Source organism: Brevibacterium zhoupengii (assembly GCF_021117425.1).
Classification (GTDB): domain Bacteria; phylum Actinomycetota; class Actinomycetes; order Actinomycetales; family Brevibacteriaceae; genus Brevibacterium; species Brevibacterium zhoupengii.
This window is the reverse complement of the sequence record NZ_CP088298.1, coordinates 2170342-2186905: the sequence shown is the minus strand read 5'-3', so window position 1 is coordinate 2186905 and position 16564 is coordinate 2170342. Positions and strand designations below refer to the sequence as shown.

17 protein-coding genes are annotated in these 16564 nt (G+C 61.7%); 2 read left to right on the top strand and 15 right to left on the bottom strand.

What is annotated here, in order from left to right; genetic code table 11:
- Positions 1-17: 17 nt before the first annotated feature.
- From LQ788_RS09930 to LQ788_RS09875, 12 genes are all read right to left on the bottom strand, one after another.
- A complete protein-coding gene (locus LQ788_RS09930) occupies positions 18-614 on the bottom strand; it encodes a histidine phosphatase family protein (protein ID WP_231447264.1) in 597 nt (198 codons plus the stop codon).
- Positions 611-973 carry a ribosome silencing factor gene (gene rsfS, locus LQ788_RS09925; RefSeq protein WP_231447262.1) on the bottom strand — a complete coding sequence of 121 codons (363 nt, stop codon included), beginning with the start codon at positions 971-973 and terminating at the stop codon, positions 611-613. The genes LQ788_RS09930 and rsfS overlap by 4 nt, the downstream gene beginning before the upstream one ends.
- Positions 974-1017: 44 nt before the next feature.
- Positions 1018-2397, bottom strand: coding sequence for a hypothetical protein (locus LQ788_RS09920; RefSeq protein ID WP_231447260.1), 1380 nt, complete (start codon positions 2395-2397; stop codon positions 1018-1020).
- On the bottom strand, positions 2390-2995 hold the full coding sequence (gene nadD / locus LQ788_RS09915) for a nicotinate-nucleotide adenylyltransferase (RefSeq protein WP_231447258.1): 606 nt from the start codon (positions 2993-2995) through the stop codon (positions 2390-2392). Before nadD ends, LQ788_RS09920 begins: the two co-directional genes overlap by 8 nt.
- Before the next feature lies 1 nt (position 2996).
- Positions 2997-3161, bottom strand: coding sequence for a hypothetical protein (locus LQ788_RS09910; protein WP_009884172.1), 165 nt, complete (start codon positions 3159-3161; stop codon positions 2997-2999).
- A 151-nt stretch (positions 3162-3312) separates the two neighbouring features.
- Positions 3313-4602, bottom strand: coding sequence for a glutamate-5-semialdehyde dehydrogenase (locus tag LQ788_RS09905; protein WP_231447256.1), 1290 nt, complete (start codon positions 4600-4602; stop codon positions 3313-3315).
- A 3-nt stretch (positions 4603-4605) separates the two neighbouring features.
- A complete protein-coding gene (proB, locus tag LQ788_RS09900) occupies positions 4606-5772 on the bottom strand; it encodes a glutamate 5-kinase (RefSeq protein ID WP_231447254.1) in 1167 nt (388 codons plus the stop codon).
- Positions 5769-7331, bottom strand: coding sequence for a GTPase ObgE (gene obgE / locus LQ788_RS09895; protein ID WP_231447252.1), 1563 nt, complete (start codon positions 7329-7331; stop codon positions 5769-5771). The genes proB and obgE overlap by 4 nt, the downstream gene beginning before the upstream one ends.
- A gap of 82 nt (positions 7332-7413) precedes the next feature.
- Positions 7414-7665 (bottom strand): 50S ribosomal protein L27, encoded by a 252-nt coding sequence (rpmA, locus tag LQ788_RS09890; protein WP_009884168.1) that lies wholly within the window; start codon positions 7663-7665, stop codon positions 7414-7416.
- A 13-nt stretch (positions 7666-7678) separates the two neighbouring features.
- Positions 7679-7987, bottom strand: coding sequence for a 50S ribosomal protein L21 (rplU, locus tag LQ788_RS09885; RefSeq protein WP_029417392.1), 309 nt, complete (start codon positions 7985-7987; stop codon positions 7679-7681).
- A gap of 175 nt (positions 7988-8162) precedes the next feature.
- Entirely contained in the window at positions 8163-8477 is a 315-nt protein-coding gene (locus LQ788_RS09880) for a chorismate mutase (protein WP_009884166.1), read from the bottom strand.
- A 95-nt stretch (positions 8478-8572) separates the two neighbouring features.
- Positions 8573-10105 carry an alanine/glycine:cation symporter family protein gene (locus tag LQ788_RS09875; protein WP_231447250.1) on the bottom strand — a complete coding sequence of 511 codons (1533 nt, stop codon included), beginning with the start codon at positions 10103-10105 and terminating at the stop codon, positions 8573-8575.
- A 376-nt stretch (positions 10106-10481) separates the two neighbouring features.
- Here LQ788_RS09875 and LQ788_RS09870 point away from each other — a divergent pair, with 376 nt between their 5' ends.
- A complete protein-coding gene (locus LQ788_RS09870) occupies positions 10482-11351 on the top strand; it encodes an SPFH domain-containing protein (protein WP_231447248.1) in 870 nt (289 codons plus the stop codon).
- Between the two features lie 108 nt (positions 11352-11459).
- Here the strand turns inward: LQ788_RS09870 and LQ788_RS09865 are convergent, their stop codons facing one another.
- Entirely contained in the window at positions 11460-14567 is a 3108-nt protein-coding gene (locus LQ788_RS09865; RefSeq protein WP_231447246.1) for an Rne/Rng family ribonuclease, read from the bottom strand.
- Positions 14568-14913: 346 nt separating this feature from the next.
- On the opposite strand from LQ788_RS09865, the gene LQ788_RS09860 reads away from it, so the two are divergent.
- A complete protein-coding gene (locus tag LQ788_RS09860; RefSeq protein ID WP_231447244.1) occupies positions 14914-15564 on the top strand; it encodes a vitamin K epoxide reductase family protein in 651 nt (216 codons plus the stop codon).
- A gap of 134 nt (positions 15565-15698) precedes the next feature.
- Here the strand turns inward: LQ788_RS09860 and ndk are convergent, their stop codons facing one another.
- Both ndk and LQ788_RS09850 read right to left on the bottom strand, forming a co-directional pair.
- Positions 15699-16112, bottom strand: coding sequence for a nucleoside-diphosphate kinase (ndk, locus tag LQ788_RS09855; protein WP_231447242.1), 414 nt, complete (start codon positions 16110-16112; stop codon positions 15699-15701).
- A gap of 82 nt (positions 16113-16194) precedes the next feature.
- Positions 16195-16560, bottom strand: coding sequence for a DUF4233 domain-containing protein (locus tag LQ788_RS09850; protein ID WP_231447240.1), 366 nt, complete (start codon positions 16558-16560; stop codon positions 16195-16197).
- Between the last annotated feature and the right edge of the window lie 4 nt (positions 16561-16564).

Genomic DNA, 16564 nt, shown 5'->3' with positions numbered 1-16564 from the left:
CCTGGCGGGCGGGCGTGTCAGGAAGGAACAGTGCCCCAGCTGCGGAGGATCCAGTTGATCCCGGTGAAGGCGAACTCGCCGTGTCCGCAGTTGCCCAGGACAGCCAGGCGCCCTGGCCCGTCCATGCCCAGCAGCAGCTCTGCAGCTGCGCGCAGGACCGCGCCGTGAGCGACGATGACGATCGTCTGCGCTTGCGTTCCATTGACGATCTCGGTGATCGCCGAGGCGACGCGTTGGCCCGACTCGGATCGTGATTCCCCACCGGGAGGGTTCATATCAGCTCCGCTGAGCCATTGTTCGAGCGCATCGGGCCAGGTGGCGCTGAGTTCGTCGCGGGTGTGGCCTTCCCATTGACCGAATGCGGTCTCACGCAGACGGTGATCCCGTGTCACCTGGATGTTCAGACGGGAAGCCAGTTCATCGGCCGTGTCGGCGGCCCGTGACAGGTCAGAGGAGACGATGAGCTCCGGTGCCAGCTCGCTGAGGTAGCTCGCTGCCTGCGCTGCCTGTGTCCGACCCAGTTCGTTGAGGGGGATATCTGACTGTCCCTGGAAACGACGTTCGACGTTGTAGTCCGTCTGGCCATGGCGCCAGACGATGACAGTCTTGGTCATTGAGCGTCGTCGGCGCCGGAATGTTCCGGAAGCTCCAGATCAATGACCGGGCAGTCCTTCCACAGACGTTCGAGCGCGTAGTATTCGCGCTGTTCGGGTGAGAAGACGTGGACGACGATGTCGCCGAAGTCGAGCAGGACCCAATCGCCGCTGCCCCGACCTTCACGACGTAGCGGTGTGCGGCCGTAGGCCGTCTGCACAGCTTCTTCGACAGCGTCGACGATCGATCCGATCTGTCGATCGTTCTCCGCAGAGATGATGAGGAAGGCATCAGTGATGTAGAGGGTGGCACTGACATCAAGAGCCACCTGATCGGTGCCGAGCTTGTCGTCCGCTGCACGTGCGGCGGTCCTCAGCATTTGGGTTGATTCAACGATCTCGCTCACAAGAGCCTTTCAGATGATTACAGCAACATGACCAGTGCAATGACGATGAGCGCGACTGCGAAGAGCGCAGCGACACCCAGCACTACATAGGGTACTTTGGATGGTTCTTCGCCAACAAGAATCCGACCGTCGTGGCCGGTGACCTCGCTGGCGCGGATACGAGTGCCCGGAGGATTCTCTGTCTCTTCGTCCTCATAGTCGGGGTTGGGCAGCGCCCAGGCCTCTGGCACCGTCTCCATCGGACGTGTCTCCGGATTGGCGGCCAACGCGCGGGCAGCATCATCCGATGAGGCCGAGGATTCCTCGCCGGACTGTGCCTGCTGAGCTGGGCCGAAACCGTCTGCAGTACTTCCGGATCCCCTCGTGCCAGCTGCCGAGGAGTCGGCGTTCGGGGCCCTTGACTCGTCGGAGTCCGCACGGGACCCCGCACGGTTCGTGTTCGGTCCGCCGGCCTCGGGACGAGCATCGGTGCTGGTCTCGCCGTCGTCGACTGCAGGAATCTGAGCCGAGGCAGCCGTGACGACGCGTACGCCTGAGCTGCTTGGCGGCTTCACGATGGGCATCCGTCGTGAGCGACTCGTCTCGCCGGGCTCGTCGTTCGTCTCGCCGTTGAGCGCGTCGGCATCGACGGTCTCGCCGCGGTCCCTGGGGGCGGCCTGCTCTGCTGCCGGTGTCGCCGAGTTGACTGGGTCAACTGGAGCGACTGACTCGGCTGGTGCAGATTCAGCCGACAGAGCGTCGTGCTGCTTGGGCGCCGAGGCAGGTCTTGCGACAGGTGCTGCCGGTGGCTCCTCGACGTCCAGTTTCTCAATCGGCTGCGACAGAGCGTCCTGGGGATCATCGTCAAGTGCGGTGGGGCGTGGGGCCGAATCGGCTGTGACAGGAGCTTCGAAGTCTCGTGCGGCGACCTCATCAGCCGATCCGCCGAAGCCTGCCGCATCAACGGGATCGCTGTCGGTGACAGCTGCGCTGCCCGACCCTACTGGAGAGGTCTCGTCTTCTGCTGTCTCCTCAGGTCCGGCGATGACTGGAGTCGCGCCGGTGGAGACGTCGCCTTCCGAGGACAGCCCGTTGTCACGCAGGTAGCTCTTGCGCGCGGTGCGGGATTCGAAATGGGGCAGTGGAGCTCGCTGCGGGTCGTGACGGTCCTCGGCGTCGAAACGTGACGTGGCCTCAGCGGCCTCTGCACTCGAATCACTCGGCTTGGGCTCGGGTGCCTTCGTACGCGATTCCGGTGCCTCAGCGGGTGCGGGCGGTGGGTTCAGCAGTTCGGCCCGATTGTTCGGTGACGATTCGCTTGGCTGCTCAGGTGTCTCTCGTGCTTCGAACGCCTGTTCTGCGGCCAGCCGCTCGGCTTCTCGCCTGGCGCGACGTGACGTGAACTGCTCCTCAGCCATTTTCACTCCTGTACAACTCGTATTTCGCGATGTACTGAACGACCCCATCCGGTACGAGATACCAGACAGGCGCCCCATCCATCACCCGTAGTCTGCAATCCGTGGACGAGATCGAGAGTGCAGGAATCTGCACCAAGCTCAATCGATCCACCGGAAGACCTTCACTGCGAAGTTCGTGTCCCGGTCGGCTCACTCCGACGAAGTGCGCCAAGGAAAACAGCTCATCTACATTCTTCCACGTCAGAATCTGAGCCAAAGCGTCCGCGCCGGTGATGAAGAACATCTCCGTGTCGGATCCGTAGCTTCTGGTCAGGTCGCGAAGCGTATCGATCGTGTAGGTCGGCCCCGGCCGATCGACGTCGGCCCGAGAAACGGTGAACCGTGGGTTCGATGCAGTTGCGATGACGGTCATCAGATACCGATGTTCGGCGCTGGTGACCTCTTCGACGTCCTTCTGATACGGACGGCCGGTGGGTACGAAGACGACCTCGTCGAGATCGAAGGTCGACTGCACTTCGCTGGCGGCGACCAGGTGACCGTGGTGAATGGGGTCGAAGGTGCCGCCCATGACACCGACCCTGCGTGTTTGCTTAGCCATATCAGTGGCGGTTGGAGATGCCCTTCCACGACCGCGTCACTGCTGCCATCGAGAGGAAGATCGCGAGGGTGATGAGTCCGAAGAAGATCGGATCCATCGGCAATTCGGTGTGGTGGGCTGCCTTCTCCGCGCCTTCGGCAACGGTGGTCAACAGGGCTGCATTCACGTGTTCTCTCCTTATCAGTGATGATGACGCGGCGTGCCTGCGTCACAGTGCTTATGGCTCCAGTTTCTCATGAACGACGAGACAAGTGGACATCGACATGAGGATGAGCTCGATCGGAGTAGGCTGTCGGCGTTCTCTGACCTGTGCGTTGTCAGTCGCGGATCTGACCATTGCCCATCATGACCCACTTCGTCGTCGTCAGCTGTTCGACGCCCATGGGTCCACGGGCGTGGAGCTTCTGGGTGGAGATACCCACCTCGGCACCGAAGCCGAGCTCTCCCCCATCGGTGAAACGGGTGGAGACGTTGACACCGACAGCTGCAGCATCGATTGCTGTGACGAAAGTCTCGGCGTTGTCGAGATCCTTGGTCACGATCACCTCGGTGTGACCCGAGGAATAGGCGCGAATATGTTCGATGGCTTCGTCGATTCCTGACACGACCTTCACCGCGAGTTCGAGGTCAAGATATTCCTTCGCCCAGTCGCGTCGAGACACACGCTTGACCTTCATCGTCTCCGGTGCCAGCGCCGCGACGGTGGTGTCGGCGTGCAGTACGACCCCGGCCTTGTCGAGCCGGTCGAGGATCTTGGGCAGGACGCGTTTGGCTGCCTTCTCATGGACCAGCAGGGTTTCCAAGGAATTGCAGACGCTGGGCCGATGCGTCTTCGAATTGACGACGAGGTCCACCGAATTCTTCACGGTCGCGGATGAATCGATGAACATATGGACGTTCCCGATTCCGGTTTCGATGACCGGAACCAGCGATTCCTGCACCACAGTGTTGATGAGTTCGGCACCACCGCGTGGAATCAGAAGGTCGACGTAGTCACGCGCGTTCATGAGCACAGTGGCGCCGTCGCGTCCGTATTGGTCGATTCCGTTGATCGAATCCGCGGGCAGACCTGCCGACTCCACGGCTTTGCGCAGCACGGAGATGATCTCAGTGTTGGAGTTATGAGCCGCGGAGCCACCGCGCAGCACCGTGGCATTGCCTGCTTTGAGAGCCAGGATCGCGATGTCGACGGTGACGTTGGGGCGAGCTTCGTAGATCGCGCCGATCACGCCCATCGGCACACGGTTCTGGGTCAGACGGATTCCGTTGGGCAGGACCCGGCCCACCACGACGTTGCCCACTGGGTCGTCAAGATCGATGATCGTTCCGACCGAAGCGGCGATGGCTTCGATGCGATCATGATCGAGGCGAAGCCGGTCAAGAAGACCGTCGTTCATGCCGTTGTCGATGCCGGCGGCGATATCGGCTTCATTGGCTTTGACGATGCGGTCTGAATTCTCACGCAGAGCATCTGCGATCGCACGCAGCCCGGCGTCTTTCTCAGCAGTCGACGAGGTAGCCAAATGAGCTGCGGCGCTCTTGGCGTTGCGGACGACTCTCGTCACACCCCGGACGGTCTTCGGATGTATCTCGGATACAGTGGTCATGGACTATCTCCCCCCGCTCACGTGAGTGAGTACGAGATCATTGCGATGGATGACCTCTTTACGGTAATCATTTCCCAGACGGGTGCCAAGTTCGTCCGTGGAGAAGCCGAACATCGAAGGCAGCTCATGTGCTGAGAAGTTGGTCATTCCACGGGCGATGGTCGCACCGTCGAGGTTCCTGATCTCGATGGGATCGCCCGCTTCGAAATCGCCGGTCACACCTGTGACTCCGGCCGCCAGCAGGGATGTCCCTCTGGAGAGCACTGCCGATTCAGCACCTTTGTCGATCGTCACCGAACCGAAGGTCCGCGCCAGGTGCCGCAACCACAGCAGCCGGGTCCCGCGTCGTTTATGCGTCACGGAGAACCAGGTGCCCACGTGGTCGCCTCTGAGCACTCCTGAGACCTTGTCTGCAGAGGTGAGCACCGCAGGGATCCCCGAGTCGGCCACCATCAGCGCAGCTTCGACCTTCGTCGCCATGCCTCCGGTTCCTGTGCCGGCCGATCCTGTTCCGCCGATGGCGATGTCGCCGAGATCGGCGATGCTTGAGACGTGTTCGATGCGCACGGACTCGGGCAGATTCGGTGGCCCCGAATACAGGGCGTCGACGTCCGACAGAAGCACGAGGGCGTCGGCGTGTGAGAGGTGTGCGACGAGAGCGGCCAGACGATCGTTGTCGCCGAATCGGATCTCCTCGGTCGCCACGGCGTCGTTCTCATTGACGATCGGCAAGGTCCCGAGCGCGAGCAGCTTGTCGATCGCGCGTTGGGCATTTCTGTACCTGGTGCGACGAATCAGGTCATCTGCCGAGAGCAGGACCTGTCCGGGCACCAGGTCGTATCGACCAAGCGCCCGGGTGTAGGCGGCCATCAGCAGGCCTTGGCCGACTCCGGCTGCTGCCTGCTGTGTGGCGAGGTCACGTGGGCGCTTGTACAGCCCCATGGGCTCGAGCCCGGCGGCGATCGCGCCGGAGGACACGAGGATGACCTCATGTCCTGCGGCACGGTGGGCACCGATGACATCGGTCAGCGCAATCAGTTTCGCCTCGTCCAAGCCTCCGTCGAGGGTCGTCAGCGAGGAGGATCCGACCTTGATCACAATGCGCCGGGCCGTGGCGATATCGGTGCGCGCCGGGAGGCTCTCAGCAGCGGGGGACGAACTCTCGTTCATTCCTGACCGGACTCGGCATCGGAGGCGGACGCTTCCGAACTTTCGCGACTGCGGACAGCGCGCTCTGCAAGACGCTCCTGTTCCTGCTCGGCGCGGACTGCGGCCTTGGCATCCATGCGGTCGTGGAATGCCGCCTTGCGCTCCTTGCGCGTGGACCGAGTGTCGTCCTCCAAACGCAGATCTGTCCCGCGGCTGCCCAAGAGCTCAGCGCCGCCCACACTTGTCGGATCCCAGTCGAAGACGACGCCGTCGTCTCCGCCGATCACGATCGTGTCGCCGGGCTTGGCACCGGCCTTGAACAGAGACTCCTCGACACCGAGACGATCAAGCCGGTCGGCGAGATAGCCGACGGCCTCATCATTGGCGAAGTCAGTCTGTCGCACCCAACGTTCGGGTTTGACTCCACGGATCCGGAAGACCGGACCGTCATCGTCGCTTTCGGCCTGCACCTGGAATCCGCGGTCGTCCACTGCTCGGGGACGAATGACGACACGCTGCGGTGTTGCCTCGAATTCTGCACGACGCTCACGTTCGGCTGTGACGAGTTCTGCCATGGCGAATGAGAGTTCCCGCAAACCGATGTGACTGACAGCGGAGATCTCAAACACTCGATAGCCAGCGGCTTCGAGGTCGGGGCGAACAATATCGGCCAGGTCATGGCCATCAGGAATGTCGACCTTGTTGAGTGCCACCAGTTTCGGACGGTCCGACAGAGGCAGCAGCCCGCTTCCGTCGTCAAGGTCGACCGCGTAGGCGGCAAGCTCCGATTCGATGATCGTCAGGTCCGAGACGGGATCGCGGCCCGGTTCCCACGTCGCCATGTCGACGACGTGGACCAGGGCGGCGCAGCGCTCGACGTGGCGAAGGAATTCGAGGCCAAGCCCCTTGCCTTCGGACGCGCCCGGGATCAGTCCCGGGACATCGGCGATCGTGTATCGCACATCGCCGGCCTGAACCACGCCGAGGTTGGGCACGAGTGTCGTGAACGGGTAGTCCGCGATCTTCGGCTTGGCCTCAGACATAGCGGCGATGAGGCTGGACTTGCCTGCTGAGGGGTATCCGACGAGTGCGATGTCCGCGATCGTCTTCAACTCCAGCACCAAGCTCAGCGCTTCGCCGGGCTCACCCAGCAGGGCGAAGCCCGGAGCCTTGCGCTTCGACGATGCCAATGCCGCGTTGCCGAGGCCGCCGCGACCACCTGCGGCGGCAACGTATTCGGTTCCGGCTTCGACGAGGTCGGCGATGATCTCGCCGTCCTTGCTCTTCACAACCGTGCCCTCTGGGACAGCGATGACGAGGTCTCCCCCGTCAGCACCATGTCGCAGATCGCCCTTCCCGATTCCGCCATCGTCCGCAGTCAGATGCGGACGGTGGTGCAGGGGGAGCAACGTGGTGGTCTGGGTGTCGACGACGAATTTGACGTCGCCGCCCTGGCCGCCGTTGGCGCCGTCAGGTCCGCCAAGTGGTTTGAACTTCTCGCGCCTGATCGAGGCGCAGCCGTTGCCGCCGTCTCCGGCGGAAAGATGGACTGTGACACGGTCTATGAACTCGGTGGCCATAATGTCCTTATATCAGATGAAGGGTGAGTCTCGAGACTCACCCTTCATGGACCCCTAACAGGGGAAAAACAGAACTAGTCGATCAAGCGCCGACGATGTTGACGATCTTGCGACCATTGCGTTTGCCGAATTCCACGGCTCCTGCGGACAGTGCGAAGAGTGTGTCGTCTCCGCCGCGTCCGACGTTGGCACCTGGGTGGAACTTGGTTCCGCGCTGGCGAACGATGATCTCTCCGGCTTTGACAACCTGTCCACCGAAGCGCTTCACACCGAGGTACTGCGGGTTCGAGTCGCGACCGTTGCGGGACGAGCTGACTCCCTTTTTGCTTGACATGTGAAGTCTCCTCTTACTTGATGTTCGTGATCTTCAGACGGGTGAGGTCCTGGCGGTGGCCCTGACGCTTCTTGTAACCGGTCTTGTTCTTGTACTTCTGAATGATGATCTTGGGACCGCGAAGTTCATTGACGACCTCAGCGCTGACAGCGACCTTCGACAAGGCGTCGACGTCGGTCGTGACAGTCTCACCGTCGACGAGGAGGACGGCGTCGAGTTCGACGCTCTCTCCGGCCTTCGCCTTCATTCGGTTAACTGTGATGATGTCGCCGACGCTGACCTTTTCCTGATGGCCACCGGCACGGACAATGGCATAGACCATGTCGAACCCTTTCTGTTCATACACAAACGAACGGCGGTTGATCCCTTGGCTCCCGAAGAAGGTTTTCCCCGGGTGTCCCATTGAGAGGAATCACCAGCCGTGGTGCGTCGTGCGCACCGACGATCAAGTCTAATGGATTCGACCATCGTTGGGCAAACCGTGAGTCTTGACCGTCTCAGGCCTCGCGGGTCTCAGCGATCCGTTCGTGATGACGGATCACCTCGGCGACGATGAAGGTCAGGAACTTCTCTGCGAACTCCGGGTCCAGGTGCGCATCTTCGGCCAACCTGCGGAGGTGGGCGACCTGCCTGCGCTCCCTCTCGGGATCCGCGGGAGGCAGACCGTGATCGGCCTTGAGTTCGCCGACTCTCTCTGTGAGCTTGAACCTCTCAGCGAGCAGATGGATGAGCGCTGCGTCGATGTTGTCAATGCTTCCGCGCAGTTCCAACAGTCGCTCCTGGGCATGTGTCTTGTCGTTGATCTGATCCACATGCTCCAGTCTAACGAGACTCGAAGCAATCCGCCGACGACGCACTGAGGCCGATCTCGCGCCTTCGCGGGATCGGCCTCAGGAAAGAACTGGACTCAGACTGTCTCCTCCACAGGAACGGCGTCCTTGGTGTCGGGATCCATGAGCGTACCGGCCTTGCGGTCGGCCAGGTACTTCTTCATCTCCTTCTTCACCACCGGCATCAGCATGTAGAGGCCAAGGATGTTGATGAAGGCACAGAGGAACAGTGCGGCATCCGCGAACTCCACGATCTTGCTGAAGCTGGCGATGCAGCCGATGACCACGAACACGCACACGAGGACACGGAAGATCGTGACTGCACCCTTCGATTTGCCGAAGAGGTAGGCCCAGGCTCGTTCACCGTAGTAGGCCCAGGTGATGAGGGTCGAGAAGGCGAATAGCGCAACGGCGATGGCCAGCAGCACCGGGTACCATCCGGCGACGGTTGAGAAGGCGTCCGAGGCCAGCGCGACGCCGCCGATCTCTCCCTCGCCGAGGTCATTGGTGTAGGAGGGCTGGTTGGCGACGATGATGGTCAGTGCGGTCATGGTGCAGATGATGACCGTGTCCACGAAGGGTTCGAGCAGAGCGACGAAGCCTTCCGAGACGGGGCGACGAGTCTTGACTGCCGAGTGCGCGATGGCTGCCGAACCGATGCCGGCCTCGTTGGAGAACGCCGAACGCTGGAAACCGATGACCATGACGCCGACGATGCCGCCGGCAACTCCCTGCGGCGCGAATGCACCCTCGAAGATCTGCCCGAAGGCCGTCGGAATCTGGGCATAATTGATGCCCAGCACGAGAAGGCAGGAAACCACGTAGAAGATGCCCATGGCGGGGACGAGCTTGTCGGTGACGTGTGCGATCGACCGGATTCCACCGAGGATCACGAGGCCAACGAGGCCAGCGAAGATGATGCCGAAGATCAATGACGCCACAGGGCCGGCGAGGAAGCCGTCTGCACCGCCGGTAGCGGTACGAACCTGAGCGAAGGTCTGGTTGGCCTGGAACATTCCTCCGCCGACGACGCCGAAGATGAGGATGGAGACTGCGAAGATCCCGGTCAACAGACCGGCGATGGGCTTGGAGAACTTGCGGAATGCGATGGGCAGGTATTTGAAGGGGCCGCCGTAGACGACTCCGTTCTCGTCAATCTCTCGGTATTTGACGCCGAGCGTGCACTCGACGAATTTCGTGCACATACCGAGAAGGCCAGCGATGATCATCCAGAATGTGGCACCGGGGCCACCCAGGGCGATGGCAACACCGACACCAGCAATGTTGCCCAGGCCAACCGTGCCTGACAAAGCGGAGGCCAGTGCTTGGAAGTGGGTGATCTCGCCCGGATCATTCTTGGTTGAGTATTTGCCGCGGATCACTTCGAGTGAAACCTTGAATCCGCGAGCTTGGATGAAGCCGAAGTAGATGGTGAAGATCAGCGCCGCACCGATGAGCCAGAGGACAACGAAGGGAAATGAGAGTTCGCCGATAGTCAATGGGGCGAAGACGATCCCGCCGAAGAAGGTGGCGATCGGATCGAACCAGGAGTTGATTGCATCATCAACTGGAGATTTGGGGGCATCTGCTGCCAGTAACAATGTGTTCATGGTGCAATAACCTGCCGTACCCCCAGGGAGGTAGCAAGCACTATTCCATCAGTATTCGATACAGTTATCCAACTGTTATCTGCATCACACAGAGAGGACCTTTGTGAGATGCACGTCTCATTCTGTGTCCTAAACTGAGGTTATGACTCAGAACCCCAATCAGCATAGGTATCCCCCGCCCCAGCCACCGGGTCCTCAGCAGAACCAGCAAGGTCCGGATCGCGGACGTCGGCAGCATCCCGGCAGCGGGCCTCAACAGTCTTCTCCGGGCGGACCTCAGGTGCCTCCGGGAGGTCCTCCAGGCCAGCGCAGAGGAGGTCCTGCACGAATTGCGTCGGCGGAGGGTGAACGCGTCAGGGAGAGCGCAGCCGGAGGCGTGTCTGGCTACTTCGCCATCGTCGGCGGCATCATCCTGCTGATTCTCGCGCTCCTATTGGCTGTGTTCGGACTCATCATGACCGTGGCGCAGGCCGCGATCGGCGTCATCCTCATCGTGCTCGGCGTCGTCATGTTCATTGCCGCGATGTTCCTGTTCAAGGGATGCACCTCCGTGGCTCCGGGCAACGCCGTCGTCCTTCAGCTCTATGGGAAGTACGTCGGCACAGTGCGCCAATCGGGTCTGCGCTTCGTCAACCCCTTCTATTCGAAGATCCAGGTCTCGACGCGCATCCGCAACCACGAGACATCGACACTGAAAGTCAACGACCTCGACGGCAATCCCATCGAAATCGGGGCCGTGGTCGTCTGGCAGGTCCAAGATACGGCTCAGGCTCTGTTCGAGGTTGACGACTTCGAGGAGTTCGTCGCCATCCAGGCCGAGACCGCTGTGCGCCACATCGCGAACTCCTATGCCTACGACTCCTCTGACCCGAACCGAATGTCGCTGCGCGACAACGCTGACGAGATCACGTCGAAACTCTCCAATGAGGTTGCCGCAAGAGTTGCCGCAGCCGGCGTGACCATCATCGAATCACGCATCACCCAGTTGGCTTACGCGGCCGAGATCGCGCGCGCCATGCTCCAACGCCAGCAGGCAACGGCCGTCGTCGCAGCTCGCCAACTCATCGTCGAGGGTGCTGTCGGCATGGTCGAGACCGCCATCGAGCAGATCGAAGGCCGTGGCATCGTCACGCTCGGTCATCTCGAGCGCAGCGATCTCGTGTCGAACCTCATGATCGTCCTCTGCGGCGACCAGGCCGCGCAGCCGACGATCAGCACCACGAGAAATCAGGAGTCGGGCAAATAGAACGTCCCTCCACCGATCTCGAGGATCGGTGGAGGGACGATTCTGTCGGGCGTGGTCGTCACAGTCGGAGTGCGACAATCGCGGCGATCAGCTCGCCGGAGATGATGCTCAGTCCTCGCCGATGATGACGAACGAGGTCGGCAGTGACGGCTGCGTCGTCTCCTTCTTCGCCTCGGTCTTGGCAGCAGGCTTCCGTCGAGGAGCAGCCTTGACCGGTTCAGCCTTGGCTACCTTGGTCGCCGTATCGGCTCCGATCATCAGCGGCAGCTCAGCTGCGGGCACCTCAGGCTTCTTCGCCTGCGCAGGCTTGACCTGTGCCGGCTGTTCCGGGGAAGGCTGCTCGGGCGTGGGCGTCTCGTCGGCGGTTTTGTCCTGAGCCGACTGGTCCTGCGCAGAGTCGGCTGCATCTGTGGCCTTCGCCTGTGAGCGTCTCCTGTTGCTGCGGGTCCGGGAACGGCCCGACTTACCGCCGCCATTGGAATCACTGGGCTCGCTGCCCTGTGAGTCCTTAGAGTTGTCGGTGTTCACCGAGGACGAAGCGTCCTGGGACGGCGCCGCGTCCTGGGAGTTTCCGCCTTCCTTCGACTCGACTTCGTCCTTCTTCAGTGTGGCCTTGGCAATCGCAGCGACGGCTGAACGGGAGGCATCGTTGGCAACGGCATCGGACTGACCGTCGGAGTCGTTGGGCTTCGATGACGATTTGTTGTCGCCGCGACGCTTACGATCGCGCCTGTTGTTCGCGCCGTCATTGTGTGAGGACCGATTGCCATGGTGGGCCTTCGATCCATCCTCTTCCGAGCCGGGCAGCAGCAGGCCGCGGCCTGAGAGGTCAGCACCGGCACTGACCAGGGACTCGGCGAGCCCCGTGCCGATGCGTTTACGGGTCATCTGCACGAGACCCAGGGAGGTCACTTCGGCGACCTGATGCTTGGTTCTGTCCCGGCCCAGGCATTCGACGAGGCGTCGCACGACGAGGTCCCGATTCGACTCGAGAACCATGTCGATGAAGTCGACGACGATGATGCCGCCGATGTCACGCAGGCGAACCTGCCGGATGACTTCCTCGGCCGCTTCGAGGTTGTTGCGGGTCACGGTCTCTTCGAGGTTTCCGCCCGAACCGGTGAATTTGCCGGTGTTGACGTCGATGACCGTCATTGCCTCTGTGCGGTCGATGACCAGGGAACCGCCCGAGGGCAGGTTGACCGTGCGCTGCAGCGCCTTCTGAACCTGTTCCTCGACCCGGTAATGGTCGAAGATGTCTTCGTCCTCGCTGTAGCGGTGGACGCGATCAAGCAGGTCCGGCGCGACTGCCTCGACGTATTCGTGGATGGTGTTCCAGGCTCCGTCACCGTCGATGACGAGCGAGGAGAAGTCCTCGTTGAAGACATCGCGGATGATGCGCACGATCATATCCGGCTCGCTGTAGAGGAGCTGGGGCGCGAGCACCTTCGTCGACTTCGACTTCTTCTCGATGGTCTCCCACCGCTTGGCCAGTCGCTCGACGTCTGTGCTGAGCTCCTTGTCGCTGGCTCCTTCGGCTGCAGTGCGCACGATGACTCCGTTCGAGTCACCGACGAGTTCCTTGAGCAGCTTCTTGAGGCGATTGCGCTCGACATCGGGCAGCTTCCGCGAGATGCCGGTCATCGAGTTCCCGGGAACGTAGACGAGGAAACGACCGGGCAAGGAGATCTGACTGGTCAGGCGGGCACCTTTGTGGCCGATTGGGTCTTTGGTGACCTGAACGAGGACCGCGTCACCGGGGCTGAGAGCAACCTCGATGCGACGGGCTTTGCCGTCCATGCCCAGAGCGTCCCAGTTGACCTCGCCTGCGTAGAGGACCGCGTTGCGGCCCTTGCCGATGTCGATGAATGCGGCTTCCATGCTCGGCAGAACGTTTTGGACCTTGCCCAGGTAGACGTTGCCGATCAGCGAGGACTGCTGGCGGTTCTCCTTGAGATAGTGCTCGACGGTGATCCCGTCCTCGACGACGACCAACTGGGTCTGCTCGCCGCTTTCGCGCACCAGCATCGTCCGGTCGACCGATTCCCGACGGGCAAGGAACTCAGCCTCGGTGATGACGGGGCGACGGCGGCCGGCCTCGCGGCCTTCCTTGCGGCGCTGACGTTTGGCTTCCAGGCGGGTGGAGCCCTTCAGCGAGGTGACCTCATCGTTGTCGGTGCTGCGTGTGCGCGAGCGACGACGACGGCGGCGGCGCGAACCGTTGTCGTCATCATCCTGATCGTCATCGGAGGTGTCATTGGACTTCTCCGCGGGCTGTCCGTCGGACTGGTCCCCGGAGGGTTTCGACTCCGCAGCCTTGTTCGAGTCTGCCTGCTGGCCCTTGTTGTCCGAACGGCTGCCTGACCGCGACTCATTGTTCTTCGCACCGGAGGCGGAGTCGTCGTCGGAAGAGTCGTCGTCTGAGCCTCTTGCAGAGCCCTCGGTGTCGGAGCCGCTGCTATTGTCATCGCGTCCCCGGGAGCGGCGGCCACGGCCACCGCGACGCCGGCGACGGCCGCCGGCATCATTTGAATCGTTGTCGTCGGAGTCGTCATTCTTCGCACGACTGGCGTTGTCCGAAGAGTCGGAGTAGTCCGAGTCGTCATAGTCATCGTCGGCGTCATCGGAGTCGTCGCCGGTGTCCTCCACCTGAACGGGCTGAGCCAGTTCGGCCTTGGGCACCTGGAAGATCAGGCCGCCATCGTGAGGCACGGCAGGAGCGCTGCGTGGTGTCGGCGCGGGAGTGGGCTCGGCTGTCGGCGCGGCGAAGGGATTGCGAGGATCGAATGTCGGCGTCGGTGCCGGCGACTCGGGATCCGCAGCGGTGTCGTTCGAATCGTTGTCGGCGTCAGAATGGTTGTCCGGCTCACTCCCCTGTCCGGAGTTCGCAGAGGCGTGTGAGCCTGCAGAGTCCTCGGTGGAATCGCGAACGAACTGCTCGAACACCAGACCTCTGTTCGCCACGGCGTCACGTGCCTTCTTCGGTGCGCCGCGTTTCGGTTCAGGAACGACATCCTTACTGTCGTCCTCGTCCTCATCAGCCTCGGGAAGACGCAGGGATTCTGCGGCTTCTGCAATGTGGTCGAGTTTCTCCCTGATGCTCTCGTCGACATCGCCGTGCGCGGAGTCTGCTGTGTTCACCGACTGCTGCAGGTTGGCGAGATCCGCGAGGATGCCCTCTGTTGCTTCGTTGCCGTCGTTTGACGCGTCATTCATTGTTACTCCCAGACCGAAGGCTCCGTCCACACCCCACGGATCTTCGGATCCTTGCATGGTCCAAATCGGACCGAAACTTGTGGATGGCACATCCAGCTCGCGCTCAGCGCGTAGGCCTTCCGTGCTGCCTCTTCTTGGTGTCGACCTGCGAGGTCGTACCCTCGACTCGGTGGAGGCACTTCTCCTGCTCGGTGTGAGAGCAGGTATCCGTCAGACCATTATGTCACAGTTCGGCCGAAGTACTCCTGCTGATGTGGATCTCAGGTGGCCTTCGTCACTGAGCTCTTGCGAGCATCTGCATGTCTCCGCGTTTGCCGCTCGATGCCTGGGGAGGCATTCTTGGAGTGTGAATACCGCAGACACGCTTCCTGATGACGATATCGACTTTGTTCCGCAGACCCGATCCTGGGTGCTGCGGCCGATGACCATGGGCATCTTCCTCATCGTCGCCTCAGTCGTCGGGTTCCTGGCGTCCTTCGCCCTGGCTGTCGAGAAGTACGAGAAGTTGGAGGACCCGAATGCGGTGCTCTCCTGTGATCTCAATCCGTTCTTCTCCTGCGGTTCGGTCATGGAAGCGGCTGAAAGTCAGCTGTTCGGGTTCCCCAATCAGCTCCTGGGAATCGGTGCTTTCATATTCCCGCTGCTGCTCGGCGTGTTGCTCATCGCCGGAGTCAAGATTCCACGATGGGTCATGGTCGGACTCAACATCGGGCTGGCACTTGGCACCGTTCTCGTCATGTTTCTGTTCTATATCTCGATCTATGTCATCGGCGTCGGCTGCCCGTGGTGCATGGTGGTGTGGACGATGACGATTCCCATGTTCGTCGCCGTGACCGCCCACAACGCCCTCGCGGGCAATTTCGGCGCCGGAATCGCGCAGAATCCGATCGCCAGGGTCCTGGCCAAGGAGAACGTTGCAATCTTCGTGCTGTGGATGCTCGTCATCGCCGCCTGCATCGTCGTCCAGTTCTGGAATTACTTCTCGACCCTGTTCTGACCGGCCCTGGTCTGAGTGGGCAGTTCAGCAGACAATGCTGCAGACTGCTCGGGCGCCCTGTCACAGTTCCTTCTGGAGAGGATCTGGACAGGGCGCCCGAGTTTATGTGCGCACAGCTGCTGCGTGGAGCGGAATCAGGCGGGGAACCAGATTCCGATCTCGCGTTCGGCCGACTCGACGGAGTCGGAACCGTGCACCAGGTTCTTCTGAACCTTTTCTCCCCAGTCGCGACCGAGATCGCCGCGAATCGTGCCCGGGGCTGCTGCTGTGGGATCCGTGGCCCCTGCCAGTGAGCGGAAGCCGGGGATGACTCCCTGGCCGGAGGCGATGATCGAGACGATCGGGCCTTCTGACATGAAGTCGACGAGAGGCTGGTAGAAGGGCTTGCCCTCGTGCTCGGCGTAATGGGCTGAGAGTTCATCGGCTGTCGCGGTCCGCATCGACAGGGCATCGATGCGGTAGCCCTTGGCTTCGATCCGCGCGAGGATCTGGCCCACGAGTCCTCGGGCGACACCATCGGGTTTGATGAGGATGAGAGTGCGTTCCATTCCGGTCCTTTTCGTTTGTGCGGTGATCGGCGGTCACAGTTTAACCGCCGTGAGGTTCATTCCTGTCAATCGCCGAGGCGGTTCAGGCTCGTTCGGCCACTTCCCTGTCAATCCTCGCCGACCAGTACACCGACACCGCCCACATGGCGATGAAGATGGCTGCGACGAAGAACATCGAGGTGATGAGGAACCCTGAGGCCAACAGGAGGGCCTGGACGACCCATCCCAGTGCTACACCCGGTCGTTTCTGGCCGATCTTGCGTGGAAGCAGCACGACCGACACGATCGCCAGTACCGCAATCACGGAAGCGCCGAGGAGGAGCTGACCCAACGTCAGGGATCCCGCGGCCTTCACCTCCAGCCCATAGGCGGTGAGCACCGCGAAGTAGACGACGAAGAGTTCACAGATGAGGATCGATCCGCAGAGAACGGGAAACTTCGACTTCACGGTC

Bases quoted from the DNA above. Each gene is read 5' to 3' on its own strand.
- LQ788_RS09930 (WP_231447264.1), bottom strand. From the start codon at position 614: ATGACCAAGACTGTCATCGTCTGGCGCCATGGCCAGACGGACTACAAC.
- rsfS (WP_231447262.1), bottom strand. From the start codon at position 973: ATGCTGAGGACCGCCGCACGTGCAGCGGACGACAAGCTCGGCACCGAT.
- LQ788_RS09920 (WP_231447260.1), bottom strand. From the start codon at position 2,397: ATGGCTGAGGAGCAGTTCACGTCACGTCGCGCCAGGCGAGAAGCCGAG.
- nadD (WP_231447258.1), bottom strand. From the start codon at position 2,995: ATGGCTAAGCAAACACGCAGGGTCGGTGTCATGGGCGGCACCTTCGAC.
- LQ788_RS09905 (WP_231447256.1), bottom strand. From the start codon at position 4,602: ATGACCACTGTATCCGAGATACATCCGAAGACCGTCCGGGGTGTGACG.
- proB (WP_231447254.1), bottom strand. From the start codon at position 5,772: ATGAACGAGAGTTCGTCCCCCGCTGCTGAGAGCCTCCCGGCGCGCACC.
- obgE (WP_231447252.1), bottom strand. From the start codon at position 7,331: ATGGCCACCGAGTTCATAGACCGTGTCACAGTCCATCTTTCCGCCGGA.
- rpmA (WP_009884168.1), bottom strand. From the start codon at position 7,665: ATGTCAAGCAAAAAGGGAGTCAGCTCGTCCCGCAACGGTCGCGACTCG.
- rplU (WP_029417392.1), bottom strand. From the start codon at position 7,987: ATGGTCTATGCCATTGTCCGTGCCGGTGGCCATCAGGAAAAGGTCAGC.
- LQ788_RS09875 (WP_231447250.1), bottom strand. From the start codon at position 10,105: ATGAACACATTGTTACTGGCAGCAGATGCCCCCAAATCTCCAGTTGAT.
- LQ788_RS09865 (WP_231447246.1), bottom strand. From the start codon at position 14,567: ATGAATGACGCGTCAAACGACGGCAACGAAGCAACAGAGGGCATCCTC.
- ndk (WP_231447242.1), bottom strand. From the start codon at position 16,112: ATGGAACGCACTCTCATCCTCATCAAACCCGATGGTGTCGCCCGAGGA.